Origin of the sequence: Corynebacterium sp. NML 150383, assembly GCF_002285085.1 — a bacterium.
Classification (GTDB): domain Bacteria; phylum Actinomycetota; class Actinomycetes; order Mycobacteriales; family Mycobacteriaceae; genus Corynebacterium; species Corynebacterium gottingense.
In genome coordinates, this window is sequence record NZ_NSGK01000006.1 from 133,203 (window position 1) to 155,036 (window position 21,834).

The window sequence follows — 21,834 nt, forward strand, 5'->3', positions numbered from 1 at the left end:
CTGCCAAGAATGAAAATTCGGCAGTTTTCTATCGCGAGACCGAAACCTGCTGTAGGCTGAACCGCGATCCTGAAACCTACTGCCTAACAGGTATTGAAAGGAAAGCTCATGAGCTCGATCGAACAAGAGGTCGCTGGCTACTACGACAAGCTGCTCCAGCGCAACGCCGGTGAGCCGGAATTCCACCAGGCCGTCGCCGAGGTGCTCGACTCGCTGAAGATCGTCCTGGGCAAGGACCCGCACTACGCGGACTACGGGCTCATTGAGCGTCTGTGTGAGCCGGAGCGCCAGATCATCTTCCGTGTCCCCTGGATGGACGACAACAATGAAATCCGCGTCAACCGCGGCTTCCGCGTCCAGTTCAACTCGGCACTTGGCCCCTACAAGGGCGGCCTGCGCTTCCACCCGTCCGTGAACCTGGGCATCATCAAGTTCCTTGGCTTCGAGCAGATCTTCAAGAACTCCCTGACTGGCCTGCCCATCGGCGGCGGCAAGGGCGGCTCCGACTTTGACCCGAAGGGCAAGTCAGAGGGCGAGGTCATGCGCTTCTGCCAGTCCTTTATGACTGAGCTGTGGCGCCACATCGGCGAGTACCGCGACGTCCCCGCCGGCGACATTGGCGTGGGCGGCCGCGAGATCGGATTCCTCTTCGGCCAATACCGCCGCCTGGCAAACCAGCACGAGTCTGGTGTCCTGACCGGCAAGGGTCTGACCTGGGGCGGCTCCCTCGTCCGCACCGAGGCAACCGGTTACGGCTGCGTGTACTTCACGCAGGAGATGATGAAGGCAAAGGGCGAGTCCCTCGACGGCGCGAAGGTCATCGTCTCCGGCTCCGGCAACGTGGCCATCTACGCAGCGCAGAAGGCGCAGGAGCTCGGCGCCACGGTCGTCGGTATGTCCGACTCCTCCGGCTGGGTCGAGACCCCGAACGGCGTCGACGTTGAGCTGCTGCGTGATGTCAAGGAGGTTCGCCGCGCACGCATCAGTGACTACGCAAAGGAGACGGAGGGCGCGACCTACCACGAGGACGGCTCCATCTGGGACCTCAAGGCGGATGTTGCCCTGCCGTGCGCGACCCAGAACGAGCTGGACGGTGAGCACGCGAAGAAGCTCATCTCCAACGGCGTGAAGTACGTGGCGGAGGGCGCAAACATGCCGTCCACCGCAGAGGCAGTGGAGGTCTTCCGCGCAAAGAAGCTCTCTTTCGGCCCGGGCAAGGCCGCCAACGCCGGTGGCGTGGCGACCTCGGCACTGGAGATGCAGCAGAACGCGTCGCGTGACTCCTGGACCTTCGACTACACCGACGGCCGCCTGCACCAGATCATGTCCGGCATCTTCAACGTCACGGCGAACACCGCGGAGGAGTACGACCATGCTGGCGACTACGTCATCGGTGCGAACATCGCGGGCTTTAAGAAGGTCGCAGACGCGATGCTGGCGCAGGGCGTCATCTAACCGCCGCAGTCGTTGTAGTTGTTGTTGGACACTGGTTCCGCCTTCGCTTCGCGCGGGGCGGATTCCAGTAGGCTATTGAGCTATGTATCGCGTATTTGAAGCACTGGACGAGCTTGTCAAGACTGTTGAGGGTGCATACGGCGTGCCAATGACCGCCAACTGCATGGTTCCGCGCAACGAGATGCTCACGCTTCTCGACGACATCCGTGAGTCCCTCCCCAAGGAGATCGATGATGCGCAGGACGTCCTGGATAAGCAGGACGAGATCCTTATTGGTGCCGAAAACCGCGCGGACCAGCTCGTGGGCGACGCGAAGGCGGAGGCAGACCACATCCTCGGGGACGCACAGTCCCAGTCCGAATCCATGTTGAGCGACGCGCAGGCGCAGGCCACCTCGCTGGTCGCCCGTGCCGAGCAGGACGCGGAGAGCATCACCTCGCGCGCTCAGGAGGAAGCGGACTACGCGCTCGACAGCGCCCACACCGAGGCCGAGCGCCTCGTTGAGGACGGGAAGCAGCAGTACCAGCGCTCCATCGACGAGGGCCTTGCGCAGCAGGAGCACCTCATCTCCGAGTCCGAGGTCATGCGCCGCGCCGACGAGGAGGCGCACCGCTTGGTCGAGCAGGCGCACTCCGAGTCGTCCCGACTGCGCGGCGAGTGCGACGACTACGTGGATTCCAAGCTGGCGGAGTTCGAGGAGTCGTTGTCCTCCGTCCTGCGCACTGTGTCCTCGGACCGTTCCGCGCTGCGCCGTGGCGCCGGTGCAGCCGGTACGTCGCGCGACCGCGGTGACAGCAGGGGAGACGTAAGGACGGACCATTACGAGCCTCGCGGCTACCCGCGCAGCGGCCGGAGCCAGCGAGCTGACCGCGGAAACCGTGAGTAGGATACTGGCTGTTATGGCTAAGAATCCTTTCATTGTTGATGTCGCCGACGCACTCCACGGCGACGGAATGCCAGTCACCGTCCACCTGTCCGGCCCGAGCCCGTCGAGGGTGGGGCCGGAGATGATTGCCCTCCCGGAGGGCCAGGAAGTGGACGTGGATGCGACCATCACCCCGCTCGGCTCGGGCGTGCTTGTGGACGCCAGCCTGACCGCTCAGTTCAAGGGCGAGTGCGTCCGCTGCTTGAAGACGCTGACGCCCACGAAGACACTGCAGATCTCGCAGGTGTTTGAAGGCGACGACGGCTTCATCGTCGGCGATGCTGAGGCCGAGGAGGACCAGGGCTCGGGCGATGAGATCCGCCGGATTGAGGACGAAACGGTTGACCTTGAGCAGGCGTTTGTGGACGAGGCGGGCCTGACCCTGCCGTTCAACCCGGTTTGCGAGCCAGAGTGCGACGGCGACACCGAGGTCCCCGACCCGGACGGCGTGTCAGGGGAGGAAAACAACCTGGTCGACCCGCGTTGGGCCGGTTTGGAGAAGTTCCTGTGAGCCGTTCCCGCAAACACAAACTCTCCGGCGAGGAAGCCCTTGCGCAAGCCTTCGCCGCAGTGGACCACTCGCCGCTGCTCGAGCGCATCGGCGTGCAGCTTGACGACGATTACCTGCGCCTCGCCCTGACGCACCGCTCCTTTGCCAACGAGCACGGTCACCTCCCAAACAACGAGCGCCTTGAGTTCCTCGGCGACGCCGTGCTGGGGCTGTCGGTGGCCACGAAACTGTTCGAGCTCTATCCGTCACGGCCGGAGTCCGATCTGTCTCCGATGCGTGCGGCCATCGTGTCGCGCTACGGGCTGGCGGACATCGCCCGCGAGATTGACCTGGGCCCGCACATCCTGTTGGGCAAAGGCGAAGAGGCCACGGGCGGCCGGAAGAAGGACTCGATCTTGGCCGATACGACCGAGGCCCTGTTTGGCGCGATCTACCGGCAGCACGGCTTCACCGCGGCACGGGACGTCGTGCTCCGGTTGTTCGACGACAAGCTGCAGCACGCCACCGTCTCCGGCAAGCACAAGGACTGGAAGACCGAACTGCAGGAGCGCCTCGCAGAGCTGAAGGCCCCGTTGGCGGAGTACCGCGCCACCTCGGTGGGCCCCGACCACGACAAGACCTTTACTTCCGACGTCTTCGTCGGCGAGGAGTCCCGTGGCCGCGGTGTCGGCCCGAGCAAGAAGCTGGCGGAGCAAGAAGCGGCGCGCAACGCGGTCCGGTTCCTCCGCGACCACCCCGAGGCCGTGGCGGGCACCGCCAAGGAGCACTAAGTGCCCGAACTGCCAGAGGTGGAGGTGGTCCGCCGCGGGCTCGATCGCCACGTGGTCGGCCGCACGTTCACCGCGGTCGCGGTGCTGCACCCCCGCGCGGTCCGCGGGAACACCCACGACCTCGCAGCTGTCCTGCCCGGAACAACCATTACCGGCACCGGGCGGCGCGGCAAGTTCATGTGGTTCACGCTGGATTGCGCCGACGCCCTTGTCATCCACCTCCGTATGAGCGGGCAGATGCTCGTCGGCGCTCCGGGCAGCGTTGACAGCCCGCACCTGCGCATTCGGGCCCTGCTTGGCGGTTCCGGCCGCGATAGCGCAGTGGCAGGGGAGCCGCTCGAGCTGGACTTCGTGGACCAGCGCACCTTCGGGCTGTGGCAGTACGCCCCGTTTTCCGGCGATGTGCCCGAACCAGTCGCGCACATTGCCCCGGACCCGTTCGAGGACGACTTTGACGCGGTCGCAACGGCGCGCCTGATTCGCACGAAACGCTCGGCGATTAAGACGGTGTTGCTCAACCAAGAGGTGGTGAGCGGGATCGGGTCGATTTATGCCGATGAGGCGATGTGGGCGGCGGGCGTGAGGCCGTCGAAAAGCGCCCGCTCGCTGCGCCAACGCGACACCATCGCGCTGTTGGACCACGCGCGGGACGTGATGGCACGCGCCCTCGAGCAGGGCGGCACCAGTTTCGATTCCCTCTACGTCAACGTCAACGGCGCCTCGGGGTACTTCTCGCGCTCGTTAAACGCATACGGGCAAGCGGGCGCACCGTGCGCCCGTTGCGGGACCCCCATCGAACGGATGGTGGTGGGCGGGCGCTCCAGCTTCTACTGCCCCCAGTGCCAACGCGGCTAACTGCCCGCCCACGAATTTGGGGAAGCGTACATCGTCGTTGCGAGTTTCCTCATATCACCCATTAAGATTCCCGCCATGGAATCCGCAACGTCGTTTGTGAACGACTCGCTCAATGGCATCATCTGGAACGTCGTTCCTTGGCTGCTCCTGGCAGCCGGTATCTACTTCGGCCTCCGCACCATCTTTGTGCAGATCCGGCTCCTGCCTGAAATGCTCAAGGCGGTCACCGAGACACCAAAGGGCAAGGACCGCGAGGGCCGCGACCTTGATGAGGAATACGGTGGCATCTCCGCGTTCAAGGCCTTCACTATCTCCGCAGCGTCCCGCGTGGGCACCGGCAACATCGCCGGCGTTGCGCTGGCCATCTCCGTCGGCGGCCCGGGCGCCGTGTTCTGGATGTGGATCATCGCCCTGGTCGGCGGCGCTACCGCGTTCGTCGAGTCCACGCTCGCGCAGCTGTGGAAGACCAAGGACGAGGACGGGAACTACCACGGCGGCCCGGCCTACTACATGACGCGCGGGCTGAACTGGAAGCCGCTGGCCGTCATCTTCGCCGTCGCGCTGTCGCTGACCTACGGTTTTGTGTACAACGCCATTCAGACAAACTCAATCGTGGAGGCAGTCGGCGGCTCGTTCAACACCGACTCCGTCGCCATGAAGTGCATCGTCGCCGCGGCGGTTGCGGCGCTGACGGCGATGATCATCTTCGGTGGCGTGACCCGCATCGCGAGCGTGACGCAGATCATCGTGCCGTTCATGGCCATCGCGTACATCCTGATCGGCCTGCTCGTGATCATCATGAATATCACCGAGGTGCCCGGGATGTTCGCCCTCATCGTCGGACACGCCCTCGGCCTCAAGCAGGTCGCCGGCGCCGGGCTGGGCGTCGCGTTCGCCCAGGGCATGCGCCGCGGTTTGTTCTCCAACGAGGCCGGCCAGGGCTCCGCGCCGAACGCGGCGGCGACCGCGACGGTGTCGCACCCGGTCAAGCAGGGCCTGGTGCAAACCCTCGGCGTGTACTTTGACACCCTCGTGGTCTGCACCATCACCGCCTTTATCGTGCTGCTCGGCCCAGCTGTTTCCTACGGCAACGATGACATCCAGGGCGCGTCGCTGACCCAGTCCGCGCTGGCGGACAGCGTCGGCGCGTGGGGCACCCACGCCGTCACCTTCATCCTGTTCTTCCTCGCCTTCTCCTCCGTGATTGGCAATTACTACTTGGCGCAGGCCAACGTGGAGTACCTCACCGACTCGAAGCTCGTCATGCTGCTCTTCCGCCTCGGCGTGATCGGCTTTGTCATCTTCGGTGCCTTCGGCTCGCTGCCGCTCGTGTGGGCGCTGGGCGACACCATGGCGGGCACCATGGCAATCATCAACATCATCGCCATCGTCCCGCTCGGCGGGGTGGCCTTCAAGCTGCTGAAGAACTACAACGAGCAGCGCGCCAAGGGCGTCGACCCGGTCTTCCACCGGGACATGGTCCCGGGGCTGAAAAACGTGGAGTACTGGGACGGCTCCGACCCGGTCACCCGCCGCAGCGCGGAGGACCTGAAGGTGGCGGATCATCCGGATCAGTAGCCGCGGCTAGTGTGGTGGCATGACTGAACAGCTTGTGAGAATGACAGCCCACGTCCATGGACACGTCCAGGGCGTGGGTTTTCGTTGGTGGACCCGGTCCCGCGCCCTGGAGCTGGGGCTGCGCGGGTACGCGAAGAACCTCGCCGACGGGCGTGTCGAGGTTGTTGCGGAGGGGGAGCGAGGGAGCGTCGAGAAGCTTTTTGCGCTGCTGAACGAGGAATCGTCGACGGCGAAGCGCCCGGGGCGCGTGGAGTTTGTCGGCGTGCAGTACGGCGAGCCGAAGGGGCTTTCCGGCTTTGAGGAACGCTAAGGACGGGCTGCGGCCCGGGCAGGTACACTGACGCCAATGCACCTGAAATCGCTGACGCTCAAAGGATTCAAGTCCTTCGCTTCAGCGACCACGATGAAGTTCGAGCCCGGAATTTGCGCCGTGGTGGGGCCGAACGGCTCCGGCAAGTCGAACGTCGTGGACGCGCTCGCGTGGGTGATGGGGGAGCAGGGCGCGAAGAACCTGCGTGGCGGGAAGATGCAGGATGTGATCTTCGCCGGCGCCGGTGACCGCAAGCCGCTCGGCCGCGCGGAAGTCACCCTCACCTTTGATAACTCGGACAAGCACCTGCCCATCGAGTACACCGAGGTGGCGATTACGCGCCGCATGTTCCGCGACGGCGCGTCCGAGTACGAGATCAACGGGTCCAAGGCCCGGCTGATGGACATCCAGGAGCTGCTGTCGGATTCCGGCATCGGCCGCGAGATGCACATCATCGTCGGCCAGGGCAAGCTCTCCGAAATCCTGGAGTCGCGCCCCGAGGAGCGCCGCGCCTATATCGAGGAAGCGGCGGGGGTGCTCAAGCACCGGCGCCGCAAGGAGAAGGCGCAGCGCAAGCTCACCGGCATGCAGGCGAACCTCGACCGCCTCACCGACCTGACCGAGGAGCTGGGCAAACAGCTCAAGCCGCTGGCCCGCCAGGCTGAGGCCGCGAAGCGTGCCGCCACCGTGCAGTCCACGTTGCGCGAGGCCCGCATGTCGCTCGCTGGCCACCAGGTGGTGACGCTGCGCAGCACACTTCTCGACGCCACCCGCGCCGCCGAACTCCTCGCCGAGCAGGTCGAGACCGCGACTGCCGCACTGGAAGAAGCGGAGCAGACGCAGGCGGAGATCGAGTTCGAGCAGGAGGAGGCGCAGCCGCAGGCGGAGCAGGCCCAGCAGGTGTGGTTCACGCTGTCCACCCTGGCGGAGCGTGCCAATGCGACAGTCCGCATCGCCACCGAGCGCGCACAGAACGCGGGCGCGCAGGTGCCCTACGCGGGCCAAGACCCGGAGGAGCTGCTGCGCCGCGCAGCATTCGCCGACGAGGACTACGCCGAGGCGCTTGAAGCTGCAGAAGAGGCCGCCGAGAGGCTCGAGACGCTGCGCGAGGAGGTCGCGGAGAAACAGGAAGCGTTCGACGCCGCCGAGCGCGAGCACATGGCGCAGGTGCGCGCGCTCGCTGACCGGCGCGAAGGTGTGGTGCGGCTCCTCGCGCAGGAGGAATCGCAGCAGAGCGCGATCACCGCGGCCGAGGAGGACGTGGCGCGCCTGACCGAGCTGCTCGACGAGACGCGCACCCGCGCCCGCGCGGCGGAGAAGGAGGCACGCGAGGCCGCCGAGCAGGTGGCCAACGTGGATACGCAGCGCGCGCCCCTGGACGAGGCCCATGTGCGCGCCTACACGGAGTCGGACGCCGCCGACAAGCGCCTCGAGCAACTGCGCGCCCAGCAGCGCGAGCGCGAGCGGGCCGTGTTCACCCTGGAGTCGCGCATCTCCACGCTGCAGGAACAGGCGCCGAAGCAACCGGCGGCGGAGGTCATCAGCGAGGCGGCCCCGCTCGCGGAGCTGGTCGCCGCGGAACCGGGCGTGGACCGGGCACTGTCCGCCGCGCTCGGCCAGTACGCGGAGGCATTGGCCGGAGACGTCACCGCGGAAACGGTCGAGCTCCTCGCGGATGCGGCCCGCACCGTGGTGATCGACCGCAGCGGCGGCAGCGCGTGGCGCCTCGACGCGGAATCCCCGGTGGACTGGCTGCTTGACCACCTGCGCATCGACGTGTCGGTGCTGGGGCCGGTGACGCGTTTGCTTGTCGACGTCGCGCTCACCGACGACCTCCCCACCGCCCGCCAGCTGGTGGACGACGACCCCCGGCTTCGCGCCGTTACGCGCGACGGCGTCGTCGTGGGCGAGGGCTGGGTCGCGGCCGGCACCGGTGCCACCACCTCGGTGGAAGTGAGCGCCCAGATCGAACGCGCCCGCGAGGAACTCGACGTGGCCCAGGCCCAACTCGAGGAGCTCTCGGGCACGCTGGAGGGCGCGAAGCTGGCCGCGGAGGACGCGCGCGTGACCGCCGCGAGCGCGAAGGCGGCGCTGCGCGAATACGACGCGGAGTCTGAGCGCCAGCAGCGCGACCACGAGCGGCTGGAAAAGCAGTGGCAGGCCAACAAACACGAACATGAGCGTGCTGCGCAGCGCGCCACGGAGGCAGAGGCCCGGCTCGCCGCCCGCCGCGAGGACTTGGCGCAGACTCGTGACCGACTTGCCCGCGTCAACGATGAGGACACGCCCAGCGAGGAGCCGTCGTCCGCCCAGCGCGACGCGGCGCAGCAGGAACTGAACCAGGTCAAGGCGATGGAGATGGAGGCCACGCTCGCCTCCCGGTCCGCGCAGGCCGCGGCGGAGCAGCGCGCGGGGCGCGGCGACGCCCTGCGCCGGCAGGCGGAGCACGAGAAGCAGGCGAAGGCACGCCACGACGCGGCGATGCAGAAGCGTCGCGCGCAGGCGGAGCTCGCCCGCACCGTCTCCGAGCAGGGCCGCGACCTGATCGCCCGGATCCAGGACGCGTTGTCCCGTGCGGCGGAGGAGCGCGACCGGTGGCAGGGGAGCGTCGTCAAGCTGCAGGCGCGACTGCAGCAGGCCCGCAGCCAGGTCTCGGCGGCCCGGCAGCAGCTCAAGCGGCTCACCGACAGCGCGCACAATTCGGAGATTGCGCAGTCGCAGGCGCAGGTGCGTATCGACGAAGCCGAGAAGAAGATCACCGAGTCCCTCGGCGTTGCCATCCCGGACCTCCTGCGCGATTACACCCCGGGAGAGGATTTCGATGAGGCCGCCGAACAGGCGCGGCTGAAGCAAGCCGAGAAGGATCTGCGCGCGCTGGGCAAGGTGAACCCGTTGGCGCTCGAGGAGTTCAAGGCGCTCGAGGAGCGCTACTCGTTCCTGTCCACGCAGCTGGATGACGTGATCAAGGCGCGCGAGGATCTCACCGGCGTGATCAACGACGTCGACGCGCAGATCCTGCAACTTTTCACCGATGCGTGGAAAGACGTCGAGGACGAGTTCCCGCGCGTCTTCCACACCCTGTTCCCGGGCGGCGAGGCGCGGCTCGTGCTCACCGAGCCTGACGACATGCTCGCCACCGGAATTGAGATCGAGGCGCGCCCGCCGGGCAAGAAGGTTAAGCGCCTGTCCTTGCTCTCCGGCGGCGAGAAGTCGCTCACCGCGCTCGCGTTCTTGGTGGCCATCTTCCGCGCCCGCCCCAGCCCGTTCTACGTGCTGGATGAGGTCGAGGCAGCGCTTGATGACGTCAACCTTCGCCGCCTCATCGCCCTGCTCAAGGAGCTGCGGGAGGACTCGCAGCTGATCGTGATCACGCACCAGAAGCCGACCATGGATGTGGCGAACGTGCTCTACGGCGTGACCATGCGCGGCGACGGCGTGACGCGCGTCCTGTCGCAGCGAATGCAGCCTGCGGCTGACTAGCTCCGCCGCGCCTGGCACTATGGGTGCCATGGATATGGAACTAGCAATGAACTCGCCACTACTGTGGATCATCGTCGCGATCATCGTCGTTGTCCTCATCATCGTGGGCATCGTCGTGGTCGGGCGCCGCAGGAAAGAAGAAAAGACTGTCTCCTTTGAAAAGACGGAGGAGCCGAAGGAGCTCACCCAGCAGGAGAAATCCGGCAATTACCAGGCCAAGGGTGGTTTCAATTTTGCCCCCGCCGCCGCCCCCGACGCGCCCGCGAAGGAGCCGGTCAAGGAGCCAGTGCTTCGCGACGAACCCGCGGCCCCAGTAGCCAAGGAAGAGCCGAAGGCTGCAGCGGCTCCCACCCCGGAGCCTGTCGCGGAGCCGGTGGAGGAGCCGGTTGCGGAGCCGGTGGAGGAGCCCGCACAGAATGAGGCGCCGGTGGAAGCCGCCGACCGCGACACCAGCAATCCCAGCGACCCCAGCGACTCCAGCGACACCGACGAGACGGTCGTGCTGAATACTGACGAGCCGGAGACCTCCGAGACCGTCGTGGCCCCGGAGGACGTCGCGCCGACCGAGCCGACTGAACCCACCGAGCAAGAAACCGAAGCCACCGAGGCAGCCGAAGCCGCTGCTGTGACCGCCGAGAGCGCCGACGCTGCTCGTGAAGCGGGCGCTGAGCCGAGTGATGACGTGGTCGTCGAGAAGCATGATGCCCCCGCGGAAGAGCTCGACGAGATCGAGCCGGCGACCGGGCGCATTGGCAAGCTGCGCGGGCGCCTGTCGCGTTCGCAGAACGCGATCGGCCAGGGTCTGCTGGGAATTCTCACCGCGGGCGACCTGGACGAGGACGCATGGGAGGAGATCGAGGACACGCTGATCATGGCGGACCTCGGCGCGAACCTGACCATGAAGGTCACCGAGAACCTGCGCGAAAAGATCGCGGAGCGTGGCGTGTCCACGGAGGCCGAGGCCCGCGCGATGCTGCGCGAGACGCTCATCGAGGCCGCGCGTCCGGACATGGACCGCTCCATCAAGGCGATGCCGAACGAGGGCAAGCCCGCCGTCATCCTGGTTGCGGGCGTGAACGGCACCGGCAAGACCACCACCACCGGCAAGCTCGCGCGCGTGCTCGTGTCCATGGGCCACTCCGTGGTCCTCGGTGCCGCCGATACCTTCCGCGCCGCCGCAGCCGACCAGCTGGAAACCTGGGGCCGCCGCGTCGGCGCCTCCACCGTGCGCGGCAAGGAGGGCGCGGATCCAGCGTCCGTCGCCTTCGACGCGGTCGCGACCGGCGTGCAGGAGGGCGCGGACGTGGTGCTCATTGACACCGCCGGACGCCTGCACACCTCCACCGACCTCATGGACCAGCTGGGCAAGGTCAAGCGCGTGGTGGAGAAGAAGAGCAACGTCGACGAGGTGCTGCTCGTGCTCGACGCCACCGTCGGCCAAAACGGTATCGCACAGGCGCGCGTGTTCCGTGAGGTCGTCGACATCACCGGCGTCGTCTTGACCAAGCTCGACGGCACGGCGAAGGGCGGCATCGTCTTCCAGGTCCAGGAGGAGCTCGGCGTGCCCGTCAAACTCGTCGGCCTGGGCGAGGGCGCGGACGACCTCGCGCCGTTCGAGGTGGAAAGCTTCGTCGACGCGCTGCTGGGCTAGACCGGCTGAGTTCTGGGCTTTCGCGCCCAGGCACTAGGCTAGAACGAGTTCATTTTTAGCAAGCGCTTTTAGCACGCTTATCGACGAAGCGAACAGGAGTACTGACGTGTTCGAGTCACTGTCCGACCGCCTCCAAGATGCCCTCGGTGGCTTGCGCGGAAAAGGCAAGCTCACCGAGGACGACATCAAGGCGACTACGCGTGAGATTCGCCTCGCCCTGCTCGAGGCGGACGTCTCCCTGACCGTCGTCAAGGCCTTTATCAAGCGGGTGAAGGAGCGCGCGCTCGGTGCGGACGTGTCCGAGGCGCTCAACCCCGCGCAGCAGGTTGTCAAGATCGTTGACGAGGAGCTCACCTCGATCCTGGGCGGGGAGACCCGTCGCCTGAACCTGGCGAAGAACCCGCCGACCGTCATCATGCTCGCGGGCCTGCAGGGCGCTGGTAAGACCACGCTCGCCGGTAAGCTGGCCAACCACCTTTCGAAGCAGGGGCACACCCCAATGCTGGTGGCGTGTGACCTGCAGCGCCCGGGCGCTGTCCAGCAGCTGCAGATCGTCGGCGAGCGCGCCGGCGTGCAGACCTTCGCGCCGGACCCGGGTACGTCCATCGACTCCTACGAGCACGAGATGGGTTCCTCCCACGGCGACCCGGTCGCGGTGGCGCAGCAGGGTATCGAGCACGCGAAGCAGACGAAGCACGACGTAGTCATCATCGATACCGCGGGTCGCCTGGGTATCGACGAGACCTTGATGACGCAGGCGCGCAACATTCGCGACGCCGTGAACCCGGACGAAGTCCTTTTCGTCATCGACGCGATGATCGGCCAGGACGCGGTGAGCACCGCGCAGGCCTTCGCCGACGGCGTCGATTTCACCGGCGTAGTCCTGACCAAGCTGGACGGCGACGCGCGTGGCGGTGCCGCGCTCTCGATCCGCGAGGTGACTGGCAAGCCGATCCTGTTCGCGTCGACAGGCGAAAAGCTCGACGACTTTGACGTATTCCACCCGGACCGCATGTCCAGCCGGATCCTCGGCATGGGTGACCTGCTCTCGCTGATCGAGCAGGCCGAGCAGACCTATAACGAGCAAGACGCCGAGGAAGCGGCGTCCAAGTTGGCTTCCGGCGAGCTCACACTCGAGGACTTCCTCAACCAGCTGCTCATGATCCGGCGCATGGGGCCGATTGGCAACCTGCTGAAGATGATGCCGGGCGGCAAGCAGATGAACCAGATGGCCGACATGGTGGACGAGAAGCAGCTCGACCGCATCCAGGCCATCATCCGCGGCATGACTCCGGCGGAGCGAGAGGATCCGAAGATCCTCAATGCTTCACGACGCAAGCGCATCGCCAAGGGCTCCGGCGTCGAGGTCTCCGACGTGAACCAGCTGGTGGAGCGCTTCTTTGAAGCGAAGAAGATGATGGGCAAAATGGCCGGTCAGTTCGGCATGGGCGGTGGCATGCCGGGTATGCCGGGGATGCCGGGTGGCCGCTCGGCAACCAAGAAGAAGCCGAAGGGCCGCAAGGGCAAGAACGGCAAGCGTAAGCCGCCGAAGCGACGCGGTGGTGGCGGCGGGATGCCAGGGATGCCGGGCATGCCCGGGATGCCAGGTATGGGCGGCGGCATGCCGGACATGAAGGAGCTGAAGAAGCTGCAGGAGCAGCTTCCTCCGGGGATGGACGGCATGGACCTGGACAACCTCGACTTCGGCGAAGCGATGAAGCGCATGGGGAAGAAGAAGTAACACTCGCCCCCTGCGGTGTGCGCTATATCACTGTAGGTTGTGCGGTATGGAGTTCCCATTCCACTTCCTGCGAACAAATAGCGTCGTCACGTCTCGCTTCGACCAATTGGCGAAGGTTCTCAGGGGTGCGGATGTTGACGCGCTGCGCCGGCTCCCCGATCCAGAGATGGAGGCGTTTGCGCGTGATCTTTCGCGTGGGCTGCGGCAGGAGTTCGCGCCGACTCGTCTCATAACGGCCTCGGTGAACGGTCTCGATGCCCACTCGCTGAATTTCCTCTTTGTCGTGTGCTTGAAGCATCGCGTCTCGGCGTTTATCGGGGAATCGGATCTGTACATCGACGCCACTGGCGTCGATGGTGCGACCGCCGAATTTTCGGCGGTGACAAACTCGCTCGCAACAGTCTGGTGCCAGGTGAGCGAGCGCACTCTGGACCGCGCTTTTGAGGATGCACTTCGAGCGCCGTCCGACATGGACACCTGGGTGCAAGTGCACAACTTCGGCGATAGCACTGCCGAGTTTGGTATCCGGATGCGCATGCACCTCCTGGACGACGGCCGTTTCACAATCGTGTGGACCGTTCGCGAGGACAACTCCGACCTACGGACCCTGACGGTTGCGACTTACGAGGAAGCCCGCGCCGTCCTGCTCGCGTTTGCGGATCATTGCCCGACCCTCAGTGAGTACGAGTGGACCAACGTCGACTTCGTCCCGCGTCTCTCTACCTGCGACCTCGTGCAACGCTCCCAGTACAGGTTGCGCCGGTTCGGGGCGATCCGCGACCTGCCGGCGGGCGTCATGGTGCGCCTGCACGACCGGCTCAATTTCTCTTTGGAATTTGGGCGGGACCACGACGGGCAGTGGCGCGCGACGATGCGCCACGCCTTGAACGGCGGTATGAGCCGCACCTTCGACACCGCCGGCGAGCTCCTCGAGGTTGCGGAAGCCTATGTCAACAACGAGCTCGGGGCGTTGCTCGAGTACTTCCCGGAGTCGTCTGAAATGGCATTGCCCGCCGCTCTCACTGTGACGGCGATGGTGCTTCCGGAACGCGCGGCGAGGTGGGCGAATTCGTCGATACGCGAGATGCACCGCGTGCGGGACACACACAACGGTGTGGCAGAGGGGGCGATGGCGGCATTCATTGCGCAGGTGAATCAGCAGGCACCGCATACGCTCGCGCTTGAGCAAAACAGCGTGGAAGCGCATGCCGTATCGACGATTTCTGTCCGCCGGCGTGGCTCGGTGCGGACCCTCGACCGGCTGGGCAACCTCGCGCAGCGCTACGGGGTGTCGCTGGTGCTTGACGGTGTACAAGTGTTGGTCAACCCCTCAGGCGCCGCAGCTGGAGGCGACGTGCGGTGCACCCTTGAGCTGTTTGACGGCGACAAGTGCGTGCATCGGTGGGTATCGGTGTCACCGGCTGCCTTCATGGAAGCGTCGATGGTGCACTTCAGCCATTGGCAGCTGCGACTGACCGTCGAGTCGCTCGAGCGTCCCGACCAGCGGCTGGTGCTCCTCGCGATCCCTCAGGACGCGGATCATGGCTCGTTTCTGCTGAAGGCCTACGGGCCCGGTTGGAGCATGCGGGCCGTCGCAGGGCTTTCGCAATACGAAGTCGCGGTCGTGTTCTTGAACGCCGCGGAGTCTCCACACGACATTATTGACTCAGTGCACTGGGAATCGGTGCGGACCGCGGACCTGGCCTTGCCGCGGCGTCCGTACATGCTCGGCTCCAACTCCGGTGACTCGACGACGTTGTACAGCGACGAGGCGTTGGCCACCTACCAGGAGGCGTTTGCCACAGCGGGCGTCGGCGACTGGATCGGAGTGACTGACAACCGTAGCCCCGAAGACTATTGCCGCGTGTTCCGCCACGATGCCCATGGATGGTACCGAGTGGAGTGGGGGTATAACAATGGCGCCGTCGAGCGCGGGCACGTGCTCACCCGCGACATCAACCGAGCGTACGAAGTCTTCCGGATGTACGTGGAGGATAACCGGGAGCTCATGCGCGCACTTGACTGGATCGTGGGGGACGAAGGGGCGCCAGGCGGGCAACGGTACGGGGCGCCGGAGCGCCTGTACGTGCTCCGTCCATCGACCAGCGTGCTCGCACACCACCATCGGCACGTGCAGGAGTTTTTCGCGGACCAGGAGCAGTTCGAGGAACAGGACGCATCGATGGAGGGTCTCGCGGGTGCGCTTGCGCACCTGCTGGGGCACGACGTGAAGGCGCAGCGCGTGCTCACCATCGATGCGCAGATGGACGATCCCCAGGTGTTTAACCGTGTCGTCGACCTTGCATTTCAGCTCCGCGCCCTGGTGTTTCAGGCAGACTCCGGGTTGCTGGTCAACGGAACCGGGGTGGAAATGCACGAGGTCGGCTTCGCGGGGCTTCGCAATAGCATCGGCACCCTGTGGCAGCAGGTGTGCGAGCGCACTATTGATGTGGCCTTTGAGGACGCGCTGCGCGTGCCCGACCCCATCGGCGCGTGGGTCGAGGTGTACGCCGAGGGCCCGGAAGCGATGGCCGCACGCCTCGACGCCGACGGCACGTGGACCCTCCGCTGGCGCCACGTGAACGGAGGAGACTCCGGCGAGTACCGCTTCCTCACCCGCCAGGTGGCAGGCTACGCCCAGGCGCGCGAGCTGCTCCTGGCGTTTGCGGACCGGAGTCCGCTGCTCGGCCGCCTTAAATGGAGCGAGGCCGCGCCGACAGACGCCCACTTTGCCACGAGCGCTGGGGAGCGCAGCGAGCTCCCTCTGCGTCGGCTCGACGCGGTGCTCAATCTGCCGGAAGGCACACTCGTGCGGCTCCACGACGGCCCAGGTGGCGCCCTGGAATACGGGCGCGCCGGCAACGGCCGATGGGTAGCCACGCTGGAAACCGCACCGTTTTCAACTGTGACCCGTGAGTTTTCCAGCGGCGCCGACCTGGTGGCGTTCGTCCACACCTACCTGACGGCGGACGACGCGCAGGCAGAAGCGCTCTTCGGCCAGGACGCCCCGGTTCGAACACGGTCGCTGTGGGACAACGAGCTCACGGAGATCTCTGCCATGATCCTCCCGCAGCGAGCCCAGGCATGGACCGATGCATCGGTCCGGCACTTCCACCGGATGCACGCGGACACCGCCGAGGACGCACCCGCCGAGCTCAAGGCCTTCTTCACCGAGCTGCTGCAAGCGCAGCCGGCACCCGGTGCGATCCGCGGGCGCGCCGGCAACGAGGTCGGGCTTCGCGCGATGACGCGTGCGTGGGTGCCCAAGGCCGCGCTCGACGGAGTCCTCGCGGACATCGTGCGCCTTGCGCCCCAGTACGCGGTCTCGGTCGTGCTCAACGGGGCGCACGTCTTCTACAACGCCACCGGAGGCGAGGAGACGCCGCTCAGCGGATTGACGCTCGGTGCGAACAACACGATCGTCCAGTTCTGGGTCGACGCCACCGTTCCCGCGTTCGCGCAGGGGTTGCAGCTTTTGTCCCGCGCGGACGAGCTCGTGGTCGCGGCCAGCATTACGCTCGACTCGGGCCGTTCGGAGCCGGACCTGCAGTACTACTGGCTCACCATCCGTGAGGCCCCGGGCGGCTATTCCGCCACGTACGAAATCCCAGGCAGCATTGTGTACTCGGTCGAGGGACTCGCTGAACCGGATGTGCTGCACCTCTACGCCACAATGGCGCGGTCGCCGGCTGCGGTGGTCGAAGCGGCCCAGTGGCACAGCGCCACGCGGGCGCCGGGTGCGCCTTCCCGCTTCCAGATGCAGTCAAACCTCTTCGAACCCGTGCCGCTCGACCCGGAGAACCTGGACGCGCTGCGCCGGGTGGAGTTGCCCACAAAGGGCGACTTCATCCAAGTGATGGATTCCGTTGTGGAGGGCGACTACGTCTTGGTGATCAATGACAGCGGCGCGCTTCGCAGCCGGTTCGTGGTCGGGTGGGGCCACGACTTCGGGCAGATTGAGAATTTCCAGCGCAAGACGAGCAGCCTCGCCGAGGCCCTCGCGCTCGCCGAGCACTACGTTGCGGGCGATCGCCAGGCGTTTGTGGCGCTGGGGTGGAAGCGTCGTAAAGCGCGCTAACGCCCCGAGCGGGCTGCTTATCGACGCCTACTCGCGCCCCACCATCGGCACCTCCGGTGCCTCCCCGTCGCCGACGGGGACGTGCGCGTTTGGGTCGGGGAACAGCGGCGGGATGACGTACTCCGTGGGTGGCGCGCCTGCTGCGCCCTCGCCGTCTTGCCCCGGCTCGGGTTGCGTGTAGGCGATGTCCAGCGTGTCAAAGACCCGGCGCAGCTCCTGCCACACCAGCGGCGTCAGCGTGGCCATGTACGCGTTCGAGATATGGTTCTGGTCGCGGTAGACGTACACGTTGCCGATCTGGGGGCGGCACAGTTCGGCGTCGCAGAACCACCCGGCGGTGTCCACGCTGAACTGGTTACGCGAGCCGTCGAGGTACTCGGCGGCCGGGTCGACGTGGGCGTAGACGTCCTTGGTGGCCATGGAGCACTCCTCCTCGGTGTGGCCGCCGACGACGCAGATGTTCGGGTCCATGATCTCCCCGAAGATGTCAAAGATCCACGGGTTGTCGCGGAATCCCAAGAAGGGCAGGTCATTGGCGGCGAGCTCGTCCCACAGGTTGAGGTACGAGTCCGGGACATGGTCCACGGACACCGTCACGTCTCCCGCGTGGCCTTCCGGGCGCGTGGAGGTGGAGACCACCAGATCCGGGTCCAGGTTGACGATCTCGTTGAACGCGTTGACGCTCCACTCCTGGCAGACCTGGGAGACGAGCTCGCCGCTCTCCGCGGCGTCCAGGATGAGCGGGCACGTCTGACGGACGTACGGGATCACCTTGAATCCGTGTTCCTTGCCCAGGCGGTCAAAGGGGATCACGTACGGCTCGATGTGGGAGCCGCCCACCATGACTACCGTCGTGTTCGCCTCTGGGTTGCCGTACACGCAGTCGGGGCGCGGCATGGTGTCGGCGTCCTGGTTCTGGAACACCATGCAGCCGTCGGTACCGGCGGGCGGGTAGACACCGGAGATGAGGTTCGGGTCCGGCTGTGGGGGCACGTCAGGAACGTTCGCCCCCGCCAGCGCCAAGGCGCCGGGGTAGAAGGTGTCATTGAGCGGCTTTTCCGCCTCCTGGACCTTCTGGTTCCACAGCGGTTGAATCGTAAAGGTAGCGGCGACCAAGCAGGTGACAATCACGCCACCGACGGCGCGGGCTGCACCGGCGGGGGTGCGGAGTGACCTGCGGGCGTCGAGAAGCGGCGTGTCCGTGGCGGTCGGGCGCTTCCGGTGCTGACGGAGGGGCTCCTCAAGCAGCTCGTGGGTGACGTGTGCGAGGGCGAGAGAGACGATGATGACAATCGTGCCCACCCAGGCCGGCGGGGTGCCAAAGCCGCCGATGACGGTGACGATGATGAGCAGCGGCCAGTGCCAGAGATACAGCGAGTAGGCGATGCCGCCCAGCCAGGTCATCGGCTTGGACGCGAGGACCGCGGAAATCGGGTTGTCATTGCCGCTGAGGATCACCAGCGCGGCGCCCACGAGGGGGAGCAGCGCGACTGGGCCCGGGAACGCGAGCGAATTGGCAACCACGGCGCCCGTAATCGTGATGCACACGACGCCAAGCGCCGACGTCAACCAGGCAAAGCGCTGCGGGAAGAAGCGCGAGCGCGGGACGAACGCGAGGAGCGCGCCGAGCGAGAGCTCCCAGGCGCGGGAGAACGTGGAGTAGTAGTTCGCGCCGGTGCCGATAAACCCGAAGCGGGACGCCCACGCGAAGGAGGCGACGGTGATGAGTGCGAGTACGATCACTGCGCCGCGGCGGGCGAGCGTGCGTGGCAGCTTGCACTTGGTAATCAAGACAGCGATGAGCGTGCCGAACAGGATGCCAAAGAGATAGAACTGCCCCTGGACTGCCATTGACCACAAATGCTGCAGCGGCGACGTGTCCTGGCTGGCGGCCGCGTAGTCCGCGTCCTGCGCCATAAGCTCCCAGTTCTGGTAGTAGAGCATCGACGCGGTGAACTGGGCCGCGAGCTCGTCGCTCATGAGCTCCGGGGTGAGGTAATGCACCGCGATGAGAACCGCCAGGATGACGACGACGAGCGCGGGGATCAACCTACGAATGGTGCGCCAGAGCGGCCACCAAGGATTGAGGTTGGGGTTCGGACGCAGCGCGTAGCGCAGCTGGCCGCCCAAGAAGAAGTAGCCGGAGAGCAGGAGGAACACGTCCACGCCGCCGGATACGCGGCCGACGAAGACGTGGAAGAGCACGACGAGCGCAATTGCGTATCCGCGAAGGCCGTCGATGTCCACGCGGTAGGACGAGGGGCGCGGGCGGGGGTGCGCGCCAGGAGACTGCTGCGCCTGCCGCGCCGTAAGTGACTGCTGCGCCGTTCCTTCGCCCATAAGCCCGTAAAACCCCTACAACATCATGAAAATTTTGGTACTATTCGGTTCAATTCGCTGAAGACATTACCGGCTCAACTGCCCGATTTGAAAAAACTTGGCCCCGTTGGGCGTGGTACTTCGTTTTGGTGTATGTGACTCAACCGGGTAATGTAAGTGGGGTTGCCTGGTGGTTTGCCGCCCCAGGGGACAGCACAATCTGCGTACGCGCCGGACCCGTCTGGTCCGCGCCCCGGAAGGTCGGGAGCGCGGCGGTCGGCCGGCCAGTCACGCGCAGGGTAAAGAAGAAGGGTTGAACCGGCTCGCCGACAAGTGGCGGGTGTCTGCACTGCCCAGTGACCGAAAAGGAAGTTTTTCATGGCTGTCAAGATCAAGCTGCAGCGTGTGGGTAAGATCCGCAACGCACAGTACCGTGTTGTCATCGCTGACTCCCGCACCCGTCGTGACGGGCGCGTCATCGAGAACATTGGCATCTACCACCCGAAGGAAGAGCCGTCGCTCATCCGCATCGACTCCGAGCGCGCTCAGTACTGGCTGGGCGTTGGCGCGCAGCCGACCGAGCCGGTCCTCGCTCTGCTGAAGGTCACCGGTGACTGGCAGAAGCACAAGGGTGAAGAGGGCGCCGAGGGCACCCTGAAGGTCGCTCCGGAGAAGAAGTCCAAGCTCGAGCTGTTCAACGAAGCGCTCGAGGAAGCCAACAACGGCCCGACCGCCGAGGCCATCACAGAGAAGCGCAAGAAGGCGAAGGAAGAGGAGGAAGCCAAGGCTGCTGCCGAGGCTGAGGCCGCTGCCGCCGCCGAGGCTGCCGAGAAGGCTGAGTCCGAGGAAGCTTCCGAGTCCTCCGAGGAGAAGGCTGAGGAGTCCGAGGAGAACTAAACTTTCCTCTACCGCGAGCAAACCCCGCTGTACTGGCATAAATGCTGATGCAGCGGGGTTTCTCATGCGCTGTATGTGATGTATCCGGGTGATGCGGTGACTGCAACTGATGGTGCTGGTAACGAGGCGACCGCGAAGATTGGTATTAATGCTGGTAGGCGTGCTGCGACGGCTGTGGCTTTAGCCTGCCGCTGCTGGCGCTGATCCCAATTTGTTGGGCTACTCAGATGCAGATCCCGGGCTTGTCTGACCTTATTGCTCAGGCGAATGCCCAGATCCAGGCTGCCAATACGCAGATCCAGCAGCAAGCTGGTCTGTTCAACCCGCAGTTGGCTGCGCAGGTTGATGCTGTCAATCAGCAGCTGGGTAAGTTTGGTGCTGATCTGGCTACTGTTGCTGGTGGTCTGGCGCTGATTGCCGCTGGCATCCTGGCCGGTACGCTGATTTACGACAACTGCTCGCCTGATGGTGGTAGCTCTGTCAAGGATTTGGAGCTGAAAGGATCTTCTGGTAATACCTACGCTGGTTCTTCGAACAAGGAGCAGGATAAGGCTGGTTCCTCGAAGGGGGACAGCTCCTCGAAGCAGCAGGAAGGCTCCTCTGAAAAGAAGTAAGCCAATCCTTGCGGCCTAACTAGGGGCTCATCATGAGCCCGACGTTGCCCCGCCTCAGGGGATGCGGCACACTCATCTAGCATCTGTGATGTTGAGATTTTCACAGCAGATTCTGTCAACAATGATTGTGACACGTACTTAGTGCACTCGTATGGGGTTTATGGCCAACGAGTTGCAGACGCCACAACTACGTTTGAAGGCTCGAATCTACTTAGGGTTCGGGAGCTGCTTTTGCCTCAGCCACGAGACTGTCTCGCAGACTATGCCGATGATTTGAGCTGCATTTCAAAACATTTTGCGACCAAAGGTCGGGTGGTTGCTAGCACCGACTCTGCTGGTTCGGTGCCCCTTATTCTGTCGATCGCTAAGGAGCGAACCGCCTATTCGGGCCTGATATTTGATCGATGCATCTCAGCAAAGGGTTCCTCATATTTGTCAGACCTTGATAATCAACATATTTTACAAAGGTTGCCATTCTCTTCCCGACGTTTGCTCAGAAAAGGCTTCGAAGTCGCTCAAAAAGACCTACCAATCTTGCCATTTTCATCTATGTACGATTCACGTATTAGTAACAGGGACCAGCTCCGCTTCGGCTTGAATCTGCGCGAAGACCCTATCCAACTACATGTTTCCGGGGGACATGCCAATAC

Annotated in this window: 14 protein-coding genes; 13 read left to right on the plus strand and 1 reads right to left on the minus strand. The window is 65.1% G+C overall.

Features of this window, described 5'->3' with window-relative positions; all coding sequences use genetic code 11:
- Positions 1 to 108: 108 nt before the first annotated feature.
- The 11 genes from gdhA to CKJ85_RS07765 all read left to right on the plus strand — a co-directional run bounded on the left by gdhA (position 109) and on the right by CKJ85_RS07765 (position 17,354).
- Positions 109 to 1,455, plus strand: coding sequence for an NADP-specific glutamate dehydrogenase (gene gdhA / locus CKJ85_RS07715; RefSeq protein WP_095277512.1), 1,347 nt, complete (start codon positions 109 to 111; stop codon positions 1,453 to 1,455).
- 82 nt (positions 1,456 to 1,537) lie between these two features.
- Positions 1,538 to 2,341 carry a DivIVA domain-containing protein gene (locus CKJ85_RS07720; protein WP_095534830.1) on the plus strand — a complete coding sequence of 268 codons (804 nt, stop codon included), beginning with the start codon at positions 1,538 to 1,540 and terminating at the stop codon, positions 2,339 to 2,341.
- 13 nt (positions 2,342 to 2,354) lie between these two features.
- Positions 2,355 to 2,891, plus strand: coding sequence for a DUF177 domain-containing protein (locus tag CKJ85_RS07725; RefSeq protein WP_095553952.1), 537 nt, complete (start codon positions 2,355 to 2,357; stop codon positions 2,889 to 2,891).
- Positions 2,888 to 3,661, plus strand: a complete 774-nt coding sequence (gene rnc / locus CKJ85_RS07730; RefSeq protein ID WP_095277509.1) for a ribonuclease III — start codon at positions 2,888 to 2,890, stop codon at positions 3,659 to 3,661. The genes CKJ85_RS07725 and rnc overlap by 4 nt, the downstream gene beginning before the upstream one ends.
- Entirely contained in the window at positions 3,662 to 4,516 is an 855-nt protein-coding gene (mutM, locus tag CKJ85_RS07735; protein ID WP_095553953.1) for a bifunctional DNA-formamidopyrimidine glycosylase/DNA-(apurinic or apyrimidinic site) lyase, read from the plus strand. It begins immediately after the preceding gene.
- Positions 4,517 to 4,591: 75 nt separating this feature from the next.
- Complete coding sequence (locus CKJ85_RS07740) at positions 4,592 to 6,094, plus strand: sodium:alanine symporter family protein (RefSeq protein WP_095277505.1); 1,503 nt, start codon at positions 4,592 to 4,594, stop codon at positions 6,092 to 6,094.
- 19 nt (positions 6,095 to 6,113) lie between these two features.
- Positions 6,114 to 6,404: an acylphosphatase gene (locus CKJ85_RS07745; RefSeq protein WP_095534828.1), complete on the plus strand. Its 291-nt coding sequence runs from the start codon at positions 6,114 to 6,116 to the stop codon at positions 6,402 to 6,404.
- A gap of 36 nt (positions 6,405 to 6,440) precedes the next feature.
- Positions 6,441 to 9,884, plus strand: coding sequence for a chromosome segregation protein SMC (gene smc, locus CKJ85_RS07750; protein WP_095553954.1), 3,444 nt, complete (start codon positions 6,441 to 6,443; stop codon positions 9,882 to 9,884).
- A gap of 46 nt (positions 9,885 to 9,930) precedes the next feature.
- Entirely contained in the window at positions 9,931 to 11,535 is a 1,605-nt protein-coding gene (ftsY, locus tag CKJ85_RS07755; RefSeq protein WP_095553955.1) for a signal recognition particle-docking protein FtsY, read from the plus strand.
- A 106-nt stretch (positions 11,536 to 11,641) separates the two neighbouring features.
- A complete protein-coding gene (gene ffh / locus CKJ85_RS07760) occupies positions 11,642 to 13,276 on the plus strand; it encodes a signal recognition particle protein (RefSeq protein ID WP_095553956.1) in 1,635 nt (544 codons plus the stop codon).
- 46 nt (positions 13,277 to 13,322) lie between these two features.
- Complete coding sequence (locus CKJ85_RS07765) at positions 13,323 to 17,354, plus strand: hypothetical protein (RefSeq protein ID WP_143340181.1); 4,032 nt, start codon at positions 13,323 to 13,325, stop codon at positions 17,352 to 17,354.
- Between the two features lie 27 nt (positions 17,355 to 17,381).
- Here the strand turns inward: CKJ85_RS07765 and CKJ85_RS07770 are convergent, their stop codons facing one another.
- Positions 17,382 to 19,694 carry an acyltransferase family protein gene (locus CKJ85_RS07770; protein ID WP_095553958.1) on the minus strand — a complete coding sequence of 771 codons (2,313 nt, stop codon included), beginning with the start codon at positions 19,692 to 19,694 and terminating at the stop codon, positions 17,382 to 17,384.
- Positions 19,695 to 20,051: 357 nt separating this feature from the next.
- Here CKJ85_RS07770 and rpsP point away from each other — a divergent pair, with 357 nt between their 5' ends.
- On the plus strand, positions 20,052 to 20,570 hold the full coding sequence (gene rpsP / locus CKJ85_RS07775) for a 30S ribosomal protein S16 (RefSeq protein ID WP_095277491.1): 519 nt from the start codon (positions 20,052 to 20,054) through the stop codon (positions 20,568 to 20,570).
- 227 nt (positions 20,571 to 20,797) lie between these two features.
- Complete coding sequence (locus tag CKJ85_RS07780) at positions 20,798 to 21,184, plus strand: hypothetical protein (RefSeq protein WP_095553959.1); 387 nt, start codon at positions 20,798 to 20,800, stop codon at positions 21,182 to 21,184.
- Positions 21,185 to 21,834: the final 650 nt, after the last annotated feature.

Excerpts from the sequence above, each read along its gene's own strand:
- gdhA (WP_095277512.1), top strand. The coding sequence starts at position 109 with ATGAGCTCGATCGAACAAGAGGTCGCTGGCTACTACGACAAGCTGCTC.
- CKJ85_RS07720 (WP_095534830.1), top strand. The coding sequence starts at position 1,538 with ATGTATCGCGTATTTGAAGCACTGGACGAGCTTGTCAAGACTGTTGAG.
- CKJ85_RS07725 (WP_095553952.1), top strand. The coding sequence starts at position 2,355 with ATGGCTAAGAATCCTTTCATTGTTGATGTCGCCGACGCACTCCACGGC.
- CKJ85_RS07740 (WP_095277505.1), top strand. The coding sequence starts at position 4,592 with ATGGAATCCGCAACGTCGTTTGTGAACGACTCGCTCAATGGCATCATC.
- CKJ85_RS07745 (WP_095534828.1), top strand. The coding sequence starts at position 6,114 with ATGACTGAACAGCTTGTGAGAATGACAGCCCACGTCCATGGACACGTC.
- smc (WP_095553954.1), top strand. The coding sequence starts at position 6,441 with ATGCACCTGAAATCGCTGACGCTCAAAGGATTCAAGTCCTTCGCTTCA.
- ftsY (WP_095553955.1), top strand. The coding sequence starts at position 9,931 with ATGAACTCGCCACTACTGTGGATCATCGTCGCGATCATCGTCGTTGTC.
- CKJ85_RS07765 (WP_143340181.1), top strand. The coding sequence starts at position 13,323 with ATGGAGTTCCCATTCCACTTCCTGCGAACAAATAGCGTCGTCACGTCT.
- CKJ85_RS07770 (WP_095553958.1), bottom strand. The coding sequence starts at position 19,694 with ATGGGCGAAGGAACGGCGCAGCAGTCACTTACGGCGCGGCAGGCGCAG.
- rpsP (WP_095277491.1), top strand. The coding sequence starts at position 20,052 with ATGGCTGTCAAGATCAAGCTGCAGCGTGTGGGTAAGATCCGCAACGCA.
- CKJ85_RS07780 (WP_095553959.1), top strand. The coding sequence starts at position 20,798 with ATGCAGATCCCGGGCTTGTCTGACCTTATTGCTCAGGCGAATGCCCAG.